General features: G+C 58.8%; 8 protein-coding genes. 2 read left to right on the forward strand and 6 right to left on the reverse strand.

The genetic code is table 11. From position 1 onward, the window contains the following. Window positions 1–2: 2 nt before the first annotated feature. Both HUV48_RS09250 and HUV48_RS09255 read left to right on the forward strand, forming a co-directional pair. A complete protein-coding gene (locus HUV48_RS09250) occupies window positions 3–1,556 on the forward strand; it encodes a DHA2 family efflux MFS transporter permease subunit (RefSeq protein ID WP_006834177.1) in 1,554 nt (517 codons plus the stop codon). Window positions 1,557–1,593: 37 nt separating this feature from the next. Further along, window positions 1,594–3,081, forward strand: a complete 1,488-nt coding sequence (locus HUV48_RS09255) for an efflux transporter outer membrane subunit (protein WP_006834178.1) — start codon at window positions 1,594–1,596, stop codon at window positions 3,079–3,081. 440 nt (window positions 3,082–3,521) lie between these two features. Here the strand turns inward: HUV48_RS09255 and HUV48_RS09260 are convergent, their stop codons facing one another. The 6 genes from HUV48_RS09260 to HUV48_RS09285 form a co-directional block, all read right to left on the reverse strand. Then, a complete protein-coding gene (locus tag HUV48_RS09260) occupies window positions 3,522–6,458 on the reverse strand; it encodes a TonB-dependent receptor (RefSeq protein WP_176267525.1) in 2,937 nt (978 codons plus the stop codon). A gap of 419 nt (window positions 6,459–6,877) precedes the next feature. Beyond that, entirely contained in the window at window positions 6,878–7,849 is a 972-nt protein-coding gene (locus HUV48_RS09265) for an alpha/beta fold hydrolase (RefSeq protein ID WP_050599570.1), read from the reverse strand. Further along, window positions 7,846–9,483: a flavin-containing monooxygenase gene (locus tag HUV48_RS09270; protein WP_160682993.1), complete on the reverse strand. Its 1,638-nt coding sequence runs from the start codon at window positions 9,481–9,483 to the stop codon at window positions 7,846–7,848. The genes HUV48_RS09265 and HUV48_RS09270 overlap by 4 nt, the downstream gene beginning before the upstream one ends. Beyond that, window positions 9,480–11,090 (reverse strand): acyl-CoA synthetase, encoded by a 1,611-nt coding sequence (locus HUV48_RS09275; protein WP_006834182.1) that lies wholly within the window; start codon window positions 11,088–11,090, stop codon window positions 9,480–9,482. The genes HUV48_RS09270 and HUV48_RS09275 overlap by 4 nt, the downstream gene beginning before the upstream one ends. 63 nt (window positions 11,091–11,153) lie before the next feature. Further along, window positions 11,154–12,245 carry an acyl-CoA dehydrogenase family protein gene (locus HUV48_RS09280; RefSeq protein WP_050599567.1) on the reverse strand — a complete coding sequence of 364 codons (1,092 nt, stop codon included), beginning with the start codon at window positions 12,243–12,245 and terminating at the stop codon, window positions 11,154–11,156. Then, on the reverse strand, window positions 12,245–13,495 hold the full coding sequence (locus HUV48_RS09285) for an acyl-CoA dehydrogenase family protein (protein WP_063506922.1): 1,251 nt from the start codon (window positions 13,493–13,495) through the stop codon (window positions 12,245–12,247). Before HUV48_RS09285 ends, HUV48_RS09280 begins: the two co-directional genes overlap by 1 nt. Window positions 13,496–13,500 lie beyond the last annotated feature (5 nt).

Genomic DNA, 13,500 nt, shown 5'->3' on the forward strand with positions numbered 1-13,500 from the left:
CGATGGCAGGCGCCGCTGCAGCGGTTTCGCCGCCGGTCGAAAAGGCCGATGCTACGGCCTGGATCGCCGTAGCCGCCGGTGCGCTGGGGGCGATGCTGGCAACGCTTGACATCTCGATCGTCAATTCGGCGCTGCCGACGATCCAGGGGGAAATCGGCGCGACCGGAACCGAAGGCACCTGGATCGCGACAGCCTTCCTTGTTGCCGAGATCATCATCATCCCTCTGAGCGCGTGGCTGGAAAGACTGCTCGGCCTTCGCACGCTGCTCATCGTCGCGGTTTCTGCCTTCACGGCCTTTTCGGTGTTGTGCGGCATTGCCACCGATCTGACGACGATGATCATCGGTCGCACCGGTCAAGGGTTCATGGGCGGCGCGCTTATTCCAACCGCTATGACCATCGTCGCAAAGCGACTGCCTCCATCGCAACAGCCGATCGGCATGGCGCTCTTCGGAATGACCGTGGTTCTTGGGCCGGTAATGGGCCCGTTGGTGGGGGGCTGGCTTACCGAGAACCTGAGCTGGCACTACGCCTTCTTCGTCAACGTGCCCGTCTGCGCGTTGCTCCTTGCTTTACTATTCATCGGGCTACCCCATGAAAAGCCCGACTGGGTTTACCTGCGCGAGGCTGATTGGGCGGGAATAGCTGGTATGATCCTTGGGTTGGGTGGGCTGACCATCGTTCTGGAAGAAGGCCACCGCGAGGAGTGGTTCGATTCCACGCTGATCGTCCAGCTCACACTGATGACGGTCGTGGGTTTTGCACTTCTGACCTACGGACAGCTTTACGCGCGCAAACCCGTGCTCAAATTGCGCCTGATGCTCAGCAGGCAGTTTGCCAGCGTCGTGGTGATGGCACTGGCGCTTGGCATGGTCATGTATGGCTCGACCTACGTGATCCCGCAATTTCTCGCGATAATTTCCGATTATAATGCCTTGCAGACCGGACTTGTGATCTTCTGGATGGGCGTTCCGGCTTTCCTGTTGATGCCCGTTCTCCCGTTCATGATCCGCAGGATTCACATCCGCATTGCGGTCGGCGCGGGCATGTTCATCATGGCGCTAAGCTGTTTCGTCAGCATAAATCTGACAGCGGAATCGGGAGGTGGAGTGTTCACCGAAAGCCAGTTCCTGCGTGGCATCGGCATGATCCTCACGATGATGTTCCTCAACCAGGCGACGGTAGCTTCGGTTGCCAAGGAGGATGCCGGCGATGCTTCGGGCATCTTCAACGCGGCGCGAAACCTCGGGGGCTCGTTCGCGCTCGCGGGGCTTGCCTCGTTCCAGGATCAGCGCCAGTGGCATCATAGTCGACGCATGGAAGAAACCCTCAACGCTAACAGCCCCCGGCTACAGGAATACCTGGACGGCATGACGGCGTCGCTGGGCAGCCCACAGGCCGCGCTGGAGATGCTTTCCGGCATCATTCAGCGCGATGCGTTCGTGATGACCTACAACGATGTCTTTTTCGCCATGGGCGCGATTACCCTGGTCACGGTGCCGCTGGTACTGTTCCTCAAGCCTCTCCCGAAGAACTTATCCCTTTCGATGCACTGAGAACTCTATGCGCAAGACCCTAACCCTCCTCGCTCCCATGGCGCTCCTCGCGGGTTGCATGTCCGGTCCCGACTATGCCGGTCCCCCGCAACTTGCGACCGCCGCAGGCAATGCGTTCGTACGCGCCGGCCCCGAAATCGATCCGTTTGCGCCGATTGCCGGCGACTGGTGGACGCTGCTCGGCGATCCGGTTCTCAATGAACTGGAGGCGCGCGCGCTGGTCGGCAATCCGGGCGTGGCCGCGGCGCGCGCTCGCATCGAACAGGCAAGGGCTTCTGTCCGCCAGGAGCGCGCCAACCGGCTACCCGCCGTGGCTGCGCAGGCGACTGCGGTCCAGGCGAATATCCCAGGGCTAGATATCGGCAGTGGCCCGCCCCCGGGATCGCCCGGCGCTCCTGCAGACACCGAAGAGCAGGACAGCCTCAGCGTCTACAACGTCGGGCTCAATGCAAACTGGGAGATCGATTTCGCTGGGGGGCAGGCACGGCGTGTCGAGGCCATTAACGCTCAGGCTGCGGCCTCGGTGGCGAACGCCGAGGATGCGAAAGTCCAGCTCGCCGCCGAAATCGCGCGGGCGTATGTGAGCCTGCGAGAAGCGCAAGGGCGGCTCGAGCTTGTCCAGCGAGAGCGCGACTTGCAGCAGCAAATTCTCGAACTGACCTATCAGCGCTATACACAGGGCGCTCTCGCGCTGTTCCCGGTCGGTAACGCGAACGCCGAGCTCGAACTGCTCAAGTCGCAGATCGCGGAAGCTCAAGCGGACATCGATGTATTCAAAGACACGCTCGCGGTGCTGACGGGCGAAGCGCCCGGCGCACTCGACGGGCTCCTGGCGGCTCAGGCCGAAATTCCGCTTCCCCCCGAACGGGTCGCGGTGGGCGATCCCGCAGCGCTAATAGCGCGGCGGCCGGATGTTCGAGCCGCCGAACGCATGCTGGCCGCGGCGAATGCGCGCATTGGCGTGGCAGAGGCTGCTCGCTTCCCCAAGATTTCCTTCATGGGGATTCTCGGTTTGGGCGGATCGGAGCCCGACGACATCCTGGACCCGGGCAACTTATCGGCAATCGCTTTGCCGCGGCTGCAGTGGAACCTGCTTGATTTCGGCCGCACGGCAGCATCGATCGATCAGGCCGAGAGTGCGCGCGACGAGGCCGAAGCGCGCTATCTTGAAGTGGTCCTGGGCGCACTACGCGACGCCGAACAATCGCTTGCTCGGTTCGGGCAACAAAGAGCCAACGTAGCCGCGCTGGCGCAGATCAGTCGGCAGGCCGACACGGCTGCGGAGCTTAACGAGCAACGCCGCGCCGCGGGGGTAATCTCGCAAGGCGAACTCAACACTTCGATCCGCAAGCGCGAACAGGCCAGAGCAAATCTCGATCGGGCGATCGCCGCCATGACAAATGGCTGGATCGCGATCCAGAAGTCGCTTGGGTTGGGATGGGTCGAATTGTCTCGCGACAATCGCACGTCGGTTGAGCCAGCTCCGGTCGATCGAAAATCAGTTATGAAACCTGAACAGAGTTAGGATAAGTTTTCTCAGAAGTCTGCCCCGCAGCCCCTTCCAACTTTTCCTAACGCGTCAGCACCTCGTGCACTACGACCCAATCTTGGATCATAGGGGTCAGCATGTTTCCGCCTTTCGCAGAGTGCGTTTGCCAGTATCACCATCGGATATCCCGATTGCACTATTCGGTGACTCTTCATTGTCGTTTCTATGTAAGGCCTTAAGCTTTCCGCGAGCATCTCGTAGCGACATCAACGAGCGATCGTACAGGCATTTCGAGTGCAGCTCGCATTTGGCCGGTTCGATGACCGCCTCGTCGGTAGGCTTACGAGGCGGTCATCGAGCATTACGCCGCTCTGGAAAAGCTATAAAGTCATGGGTCGAAATACGAACTAGCTGGCACTGTCCGTTCGGGTCGTTGGGAGGACCACCGATCTCCCCGCCAACACGATCTGGACCTGTTAGAAACTGAACCCCAAAGCAACACCATATCTACGAGGATCCAAAGTGTAGATATTGGTAAAATTCCCCGAGGATGCGTCGGTCAAGTACAATCCTGTCACCGAGCTGCTGTCGAAAATGTTCTGAACAAATCCGCGCACGAACCAACGCTCATCCGCACTGTTCAACTGCACGATCGCGTTGGCTTGCACGAATGGCTCGATCCGGTTGACCCTGCCGTTAAAGATATTGCCGTATTGCTCACCAGTCAGCGCTACGTCCACGCGAGGAACCAGAGTCATGCCATTGTCGAAAGTGGCGGTGTACTGCACACCCATCGAAACCTTCATTTCGGGGGCCTGCGGCAACTTGTTCCCTTTTATGTTGACCTCTACGCCAGGGCTTAATACCGCAAGGCCGCTGCCCGCCGGAACGGCTCCGGCCAAGACATCGCAAATGCTGAATGCGCCGCTTGACGCAAGATTGCCGTCATTAGGAAATTCTTCGGGACCACGAAGACCCAGAGCTGCGTTCACTCCGGCCACGAATGCGTCGGCCGCGCCGGGGGCTGGCCCGGTTACGGCACAATTAGCACCGTTGCTAATATCCTTGATGATGACGGCATCAGGATCGCCGCCACCCGGGTCGCGCGGATTGGAGAAGAACTGGTCGCCGGCAACTTCCGCGTTGAGATAACTGAACGTCAAGTTGACAAGCCAATCGGGATCGGGCCGGATAACGGACTCTAGTTCCACACCCCAGATATCGGCATCGATAGTATCATTAACTGAGGTACGGGCGACGATGCGGCTAAGCTGCAACCCGCTATACTTATAGTAGAATGCAGTAGCGTTTAATTGCAGTGCGCCATTCGCAAAGGTATTTTTCGATCCGATTTCAAATGCGTCGATGGTTTCTGATCCGAAGCTTTCAGCCACATCGAAAACGGGCGAAAGGGGCGGGTTGATACCCCCGGATTTATAGCCCCTGGCATAAGATGCGTAAATCGAATTGTCAGGCGTAACTTCGTAGTCGAGCACCGCACGCCCGGTTATTTCATCGAAACCTACTTCTCTAAATTGCGTTAGCTGCTCACCTGGCGTACCAGGATCGGCATCAAAAAGACCAGAGGGACCGGTTAAGGGAGTGATCGGGCTGTCGAACGGCTCCCCGTCATTCGCGTAAGGATTGAGGAAGCTAATCAAGGTCGTGCGCGCAGTCACGTCTTTCTTGTCGTCGTTATACCGCAAACCTCCGGTGAAGGTCAGACGCTCGGTCAGGTCGACGTAGATCTCCCCGAACACACCGAAGCTCTCAAGATTAGCCTCGAGAGAATTGTTGCGGTACATGGATGTTGCGAAGTAGGATGGCGGTGCACCGCCTGCCAAAGTACCAAACGATCCCAGAATGGCACTGGCGTAGTCAAGCGCGAATGAGTTTACATAGTAACTGTTGTCGGTAGTCCTGGACTTTGCATAGATCCCTCCGAGCAGGAAATTGAATGCTCCGTCGAAATCACTGGAAAGGAGGATTTCGCCGCTCCAGGATTCGCGTTGCTCTGAAGACCTGTCGAAGGATAGCGGCGTTTCGCCGCACAATACATTACCTTCGAACGCGCCCCTGTTCCCATCATCGTTATCGGAGGTGCACAATACGCCCCCTGGGCCATTGGGGATGAGAGCCTCCACAATCGGGGTAAAATACGCCGACGAACCTGGCACGAACGCCGGTGCAGGTGCGGGGAGGCCGGTAGGCAAACCGTTGGCCGCGAAGCCGGACAACACGTTCAAGGCCGTAGCAAAGCCGGTACGATCCTGAATGCCCAGAAAGTAGTCCTGCCGGGAATCGACTTCGGTGTCCTGATAAAGACCGGTTGCAGTCAGTGTCATAGCTCCGATGCGCTGCTCGAGACGGGCCTGTAGCTGCACTTCATCGGCAAAATAGAATGGAGTATACGCCGTGTTTACCGTGCGCACATCGTCGGGCTTATCGAATCCTGCAAATGCATCGGGGCCGTACAGGCTTCCCAATCCCAGTACTGAGGGAATTCCCTGAATAGCGAAGAACTCTTGCGAACTGAGCGTTGCGCCGACTGTGGAATTGGCATTGGTGATGTCAAAGTCGCGGCGATTGTTCAGACAACCCAGCACGCCGAGCGGGTCACGCTGGCAGGCCTGCTTTTGATTACGTAAACGGGTGTCATCTTCCCTGAAATAATATGCCATGAAGTCGAGAGTGGTATCGGCACCGGGTTCAAAACGAAGAGAACCACGAACAGCGTACATGTCTCGGTCGTCGACATCCGAATTGTCGAAAAGGTTTGTGGTGTAACCGTCGCGATTCAGAAAGAATCCGGCTACCCGAACGCCGATAGAATCGCCGATCGGGACATTGACCATCCCTTCGGCCTTGATGCTGTTGTAATTCCCATACTCGAACTCTCCGGCCGCGCCGAAAGAACCGAGGTCAGGCTTGGCTGTCACAAGGTTGACAACACCCGAGGTAGCGTTGCGGCCGAAGAGGGTGCCCTGCGGCCCCCGTAGGACCTCAATTCTCTCAAGGTCAAAATATTCTGTTTCGAACAGCCGGGTACCAAAAAGAGGGGAACCATTGATATGGATAGCCGTCGCTGCGTCACACGTCACACCAACACAAAGATCGCCGATACCACGGATGGTGAAGGACGACCCGGTGAAGTTGCCCTTCGAAAATGAGACGTTCGGGAGCGTCAATTGAAGGTCAGCAGCGTTTTCGATCTGCTGGCTTTCGAGAGCCGTAGCATCGAAGGCACTGACCGCGATCGGCACCTCTTGCAGACTCTGAGATTGGCGTTGGGCCGTCACGATGATTACGGATCCTTGGGGTTCCGCCTCATCAGTTGTGGAATCCTGCGCTAAAGCCATCTGCGGCCAAGCCAAGATGGCCGAAGTGGCGAGCACCATCGCTCTCAGTGTCATATAGCATCCCTTCCCATCTCTTCAGTGCAACGATAATTGGCTCCGCCGCTTACTGCAAAATGGGGCGACCTCGAGGGTCGCCCCTTAGTCTAAGGAGAGGAGAGGGAGAGAATTAGCCCAATCCCCGTCCATGGGCATATAAATCCGCGTGATATTAGTAAAGCGCCTTATCTTTTGACCCCATGGGCCACGATCCAGACCGCACGCGGAGTGAACGTTTGCTAAAGATCAGCAATGGTTGGCGCGCTAAGCGAGTTGCTCCCGATAAAGCTTTTGCCCCAGCTGGCATCGAGACCAACGAAGCGTTCGCCGTGCCGACGGCGACAATAGTTCGGATATAGTACAAGATGAATATGGACGCCCTTTGCCCCCATCTCGCTGGCCTCTGACCAGGAACCAGCCTCTTAGTATGGGGGATCTCAGAGGCTCCAAAAGGCCAGTACCGCCCGTAGCGCAGCGACGAACGCGAGCGGCTGATCCAGCATGAGATGATGGCGTGCATCGGGCACTGCAACAATTGGTATCTTTCCCCCTCCCAGTTCCCGGATATAGCGGGCGGAATCGCGATCAAAGAGCTGACTTTTCTCGCCGTACACAATCGCTTTGCGCCCGGGCGCATCGACCAGCCTCTGGCCTACTGTCAGCCATTCGTCGGGCTTGTTGCTGCGCCGGAACACTTCGGGAGAAAACTTCCATGTCCACTCCTCGCCATCGCGGCGGAGAGAGTGATAGGCCATGTAATCCATCAGGAACGGCTCACCAACTGCCTGCGGCGGCGACAGGATATACCTCTCGCGCGCCGCTTCGTAGGTGGGGTAGCGTCGCACCGGTTTGTCAGGATTACCCGACCCGGGGCTCGATCTGCCCATGGTCCAGTATTTCTCCAGCTTTTCGGGCCGCATCACCATGAGATCGCAGACAATAACGCCGGCGAAGGCATCCGGCGATTGGGAAACGGCGGTCAGCGCTGCACCCGAGCCGAAACTATGGGCGATGATCGTCGGTCTGCTTCCATCTGCAAACAAATCGAGCGCTTCGCTGATCTCGACAAATTCCTTTCCCCGCGCAGCTATATCGGCCACGCCGCGCATCTCGCTATCGCCCATACCGGCCAGATCGAACGCCACCACGTCGTAGTCTTCGGCAAGGTACGGTGCGATGAAGGCAAAGCAGCGGGCATGGGCGAGAAAACCGTGAGTCATGAGCAATTTGGGCCGGTCACGCCTGCCCCAGCGAAGATAATGCACCCGCGCGCCACCAACCTCTACGAAGCCTTCCTCACGGGGCACGCTCAGCGCCCAGGCGAACCATTCGGGTATATCCGCCCCGTCGCCGGCCCATACGGGATCAATATCTGTTGACCCGTCGTGGATTGGTTTCATTTCATTCATTTCGGCGCAGTCTCCATACCGGATAGTGTATTCCTGATAAAACCACGATAATCGTGCCGTGCGACATCGTGGCATAGATCGGCGTAACCAGATACGCTGGGGAAATTGATCAGTTGTCGGGGTTTGCCGGGAATATTGGCGCCCATGTACCACGATTCAGCCTTGGGGAAGAGCGTCATCGACCCTACTTGGGCGACCATATCGGTCCAGCTTCGCTCGGCCAGCGCATCGGCTTCGAAAAGGCCGATCCTGTTATCGCGCAGCCAGATCAGGAAATCGCAGATCCAGTCACCCTGGATTTCGGCGCTTGTCGGACCGTTGGAAAAGCCTGAAGGGCTGAGCGGGCCGTAGGCGAACAGCATGTTCGGAAATTGGGCGACGGCCATGCCCAGATAGGCTTTGATCTCACTCTTCCATGCTTCTGCCAGCGCCAGCCTTCCGCGGCCGGTGATGTTCATGTCGATGAGCCCGCCACGACCGGCATCGAAGCCGGTCGCGAAGACAATGAGATCGCACGGGATCATGCCAGTGGCTGTTTCTATCCCGGCCTCGGTGACGCGAGTGATCGCGGTGTCGTTCAGATCGACCAGCGTCACATTGTCTTGTGCGAAGATCTCGTAATAATTCTGTTCGAGCGATGGTCGCTTGGTCCCGAAGGGATGTGGCGGCTCATCGGGAGCGAGCTTCTCGGCAATGGTCGGGTCGCAGATCCGCTCGCGCACCTTGTCACGCCAGAACTCGTAGGCGTGGCGATTGGCGTCCTCGTTCGTCAGTATGTCAGCGAAATTATGATACCAGAAGCGCAACCCTCCTCGCTGCCACAAATCCTCGAAATGCGTAGTCCGCTCTTCCTCGGTCACAGCCAGGGCCGAAATGTCCAGCGATTGGCATTCGAAACCGCCACTTGTCGTAAGCCTTTTCTGGAAGACAGCGGGATATTCGGATTTTTCGCGAAGCTGACGATCAGCGTCCAGTTTTTCCTGCCGCATGGGAAGGGCGAGAATCGGGGTTCGCTGAAAAAGCGTCAGCTGCTCCGCGCAGCTTGCCGCCTCCTGCGCCACCTGTACGCCGCTGGCACCCGTGCCGATCAGGGCGATCCGGCGGCCGGAAAGGTCGATGCCTTCCTGCGGCCAGCGGGCGGTATGGCACCATTCGCCTTCGAAATCGCTAAGGCCCGGGATATCGGGAATGTAGGGTTTCGAGGCGAACCCCAGGGCCGGCAAGAGGAAACGCGCGCTTACTTTTCCGCCATCGTCGAGCTTCAATCGCCAGCAGGCGGTGTCTTCATCGAACGGCGCGCTTTCGACCCGTGTTTTCATTCGCATTGCCGGCCAGAGGTCGAGCGTATCGCAGACGTGGAGGAAATAGGCGCGCAGTTCTTCCCAGCCTGGAAATCGTTCGCTCCACGTCCAGCTTTTCCATACTTCCGCAATGGAAAATTCGTAAAGTGGAACCTGGGAATCGACCCGTGCTCCCGGATAGCGGTTCCAGTACCAGATTCCGCCCGGCTGCTCCGCTGCGTCTACCAGCAGAACATCGAACCCCGCCTGACGCAGCTTGTAAAGCAGGTATATTCCGCTGAACCCGGCCCCGACGATTACGACATCATAGTCAGGAGGGGGCGAATGGCTCACGAGGCCCCGGCACCCGCTTTCGCGATGTCTTTAGCCGTAGTATAATCCGCCTTGCCGTTTGACGCGCGCAAGGCGGTTTGCGTTGGGCAAATCGCCTTGGGCGTTTTGTAACCTGCCAGTTGCTGGCGCACGTGATCCTTGATCGCTTGCGCGTCGAAGTCCGCATCCTGGGTCAAATGCACCACAGCGGTCACCGCTTCGCCCCATTTTTCGTCAGGCACCCCGACGACAAGCGCGTCGGCAATGGCGGGATGGGTTTTGAGCACTTCCTCCACCTCCTCGGGGTAAACCTTTTCACCTGCGGTGTTGATGCAGACGCTGCCGCGGCCCAGCAAGGTCAGGCTTCCATCGGATTCCACCCGGCACCAGTCGCCCGGGATGGAGTAACGCACGCCATCGATCGTCCTGAAAGTCTTGGCCGACTTTTCCGGGTCCTTGTAGTATCCTGTGGGGATTGCGCCCTTGCGGGCAATAAAGCCGGGCACGCCGCTCCCCGCCTCGACCTTCCGGTCGTTCTCGTCGAATACGTCGCAAAATTCCCCGATCCCGAATTTCGCGGTGTTGGTGCCGCCCTGTGCGGTCGTCACCGACAAGCCGTAGCCCAGCCCTTCCGAAGCGCCAAAACTGTCCATGAGGATGACCTGGGGGATATGTTTGCACAGGCCCGCCTTTACCTGTTTACTCCACATGACGCCGGACGAGATGATCGAAATCAGGCTGCTCGTGTCCCAGCGCTTCGGGTGGGCGTCCAGCGCCTGCAGCATGGGTTTGGCAAAAGCGTCACCGACAATGGCGATGCTCTGCACCTTGTGCTGGTCCACCGCATCCCACAATTCTTCCGCGTCGAAGGATGGATCGGACAGCGTGACGATGGCCCCGCCCGACATGAGCGTGCCAATAGCAGTAATGAACCCGGTTCCATGCATCAGCGGGCACGCCGGCAAAGTGATGCGCGCAAGCTCGCCCTGCTTCACCAGGGCCACCATTTCCTCCATGGTCTGGGGAACCGGACCCAGCAGCTTTTGCGCGTCGAGCTGAGCCTTGCGCATATCATCGTGTCGCCACATCACGCCCTTGGGCATGCCGGTGGTACCGCCTGTATATATGAACAGCAGGTCATCGGGAGAACGCTCGATATCGAGAGGCGCGCCGTTACCTTCTACAAGTTTTTCGTAAGGAAGCGCGAAGGAAGCGATCTGCGAAGCATCGCCGATTTCTACAAATGTATGAACCTTGGTCAACCGTTCCTTCAGTTCAAGAATGCAGTCGCGGAACTCGGAACTGTAAACAATTACCTCGCTATCGGAATCGTCGAAGATGTAGAAAACCTCCTCGGGACGGTAACGATAATTGATGTTCACGTGCGTGAGGCGGCCCTTGAAGCACGCGGCCATCAATTCCCCGTATTCGGAACGGTTGCGCATGTAGAAGGCTATCTTCGCCCCGTCGCCTGCACCTTGCGCGCGCAGATTGCGCGCCAAATTGTTCGAACGCTTCGACATTTCGGGCCAGCTAATGATCCGGTCGCCGTGAATCAGCGCCGGAGCATCTTCCGGGACCGCAGGTTCGATTGCATCAAGGATGTCGCCAAGGTTCCAGTCGATCACGTATTAATTCCTCTCTCCTTGGTGGCCACGATTTTGTCGGTAGCGTGCGCCTAATTCATCGTCTCATGCGACCTGCGTCCACCCCTGCAAGGCCGCTGCTTCGGCCCGGACCGCTTCGGGACTTCCCAGAACCTGGCGGTCGAAACCGATTCGCTTGAACCAGAAATGCAGACCTAGGAGATCGGTAAAACCCATCCCCCCATGCACCTCGGTTGAGGTTCGGGCGACAAAACGGTGGACTTCGCCCGTATGTGATTTGGCATGGCATGCCACCAGCGAAGCCTCGTCGGGCGTCGCATCGAACGCATGGGCGGCATACCAGACCAGCGAACGGCATGGTTCATGGCGGGCAGCCATTTCCGCGCACATATGCTTGACCGCCTGGAAGCTGCCGATCACTCGTCCGAACTGTTCGCGCTGCCCGGCATAGTCGACCGCTTTTTCGATCATAGCCTGGCCCGCACCGAGGCTATCGGCGGCCAGGAGCACCCGGCCGGCGTCCCGCAGGCGCCTGACTGTGGCCCCACCATCGTCCGCGAGAGCCTCGCCCGCTACGCCAGAAAACCGCAGCTCCCCTACGCTCCGGGTGCGGTCGATCGTTTTGAGAGCAACCTTCTCCAGACCCGCAGCATCGCCAGCTACGAAGTGCATACGACCGGCGGTATCGGCTACCAGAAACGCGTCGGCTTCCAGGAAGTCGAGCGCGAACAAAGCCGTTCCGTCGAGCTTTGCGCCGTCGAAGTCCACGCCTGCCCGGTCCCGGATCTCCACCGTTTCCGCGATCGCGACGGCGATTTGCGCCTCGCCCTTCGCTATCCTCGGCAGCCAGTGCGCCTTCAACTCCTCGCTACCGCCCTGTGCCAGCGCAAGGGGTGCCAGTACATGGGCACCGATAAAAGGCACCGGCGCGACGGCATAGCCGAGCTGCTCGGCCACAGCGGCGGCATCGAGCATTGTCATCCCGAGCCCGTCATGTTGCTCGGGAACCATCATTCCCCAAATGCCGATTTCGCCCAGCGCCGAACGCACGTTGTCGCTGAAGGGAACCGAGCCCTCCGCGCATTCGCGCACATGATCGAGCGGACAAGTATCAGCAAGAGTGCGGCTGATCGCGTCGCAGAGCATCTCTTGGTCTTGCGAAAGTCCGAAATCCATCAGGCGGCTCCCTTATTCTGCCCGCTTGCAACGGCCGTCGCCTGTTCGACGGCGGGAGGCGTTGCGAACTTGGGTTCGCGCGGCATTTCCAGCCCGCGTTCGGCGATGATGTTCTTCTGGATCTGGGCGGTGCCTCCACCGATGATCAGACCAAGCTGGAACATGTAGTTCCACTGCCAGGCACCGTCTTCGCGCTCGCGCTCGCTTCCGTGATAGAGTATGCCCATCTCGCCCATTGCGTCGATCGCGAGCGCGGAAATCTGATGGGCGAGCTCACAGCTCTGCAGCTTCACGACAAGTTTCGCCATGCCGCCGGCATCCCCCCTAAGGCTGTTCGACAGGATGCGCATGCCGTTGAATTTCATCGCCGCGACTTCGGCTTGCAATGCAACCAGCCGGTCACGCAGAACGGCGTTGTCCATTGCGCAACCCTGGCCGATGCGTTCTTTTTGCATCAGCCTGACCAGCGCCTGGAGCCGGTTTTCCAGTGCATCGGGGTCGCCCAGCATGCCACGTTCATGGCCCAGTGTGGCATTGGCCACGTACCACCCCTGCCCGCGCTGCCCGACGATCTGATCCAGGGGAACCCGCACGTCGGTAAAGAACGTTTCATTGAACTCGGCATGACCGGTCATGGTCTTGAGTGGTCGGACCTCGATCCCTGGTGTGTCCATCGAGAAGATCAAGTAGGAGATGCCGCCGTGCTTGGGCGCGTCCGGTTCGGTCCGAACAAGGCAAAAGATCATGTCCGCCTGCTTGGCCGTGCTGGTCCAGATCTTCTGTCCGTTGATGACAAAGTCGCCATTTTCGACGCGGGCGCTGGTCTTGAGCGCGGCGAGGTCCGATCCCGCTCCAGGTTCCGAATATCCCTGACACCAGACTATCTCGCCATTTAGGGTCGGCTCGATCCATTGCCGTTTCTGGGCTTCGGTTCCGAGTTCCAGCAGCGTGGGAACGAGCATGGAAATGCCCTGGTTCGCAAGGCCTGCGGGGATGCCAGCGCGCGAAAATTCCTCGGCAATGATCCGCGATTTCAGGATGTCCGGCTCGGCTCCGTATCCGCCGTATTCCTTGGGAATCGTACGCGCCGTGTAACCATGCAGGATCAACAGCTTTTGCCATTCGACGGCTTCGGGGGAAGGGCGCGCGGCACGGCCTTGGCCATCGGGTGCGCGGTGACCGTGGGTTTGCAGGAACTGGCGCACTTCCTCGCGAAACGCGTCATACTGGGGTCCGTAGTCGAGATCCATCTTGG

Source organism: Qipengyuania atrilutea (assembly GCF_013370205.1).
GTDB lineage: Bacteria > Pseudomonadota > Alphaproteobacteria > Sphingomonadales > Sphingomonadaceae > Actirhodobacter > Actirhodobacter atriluteus.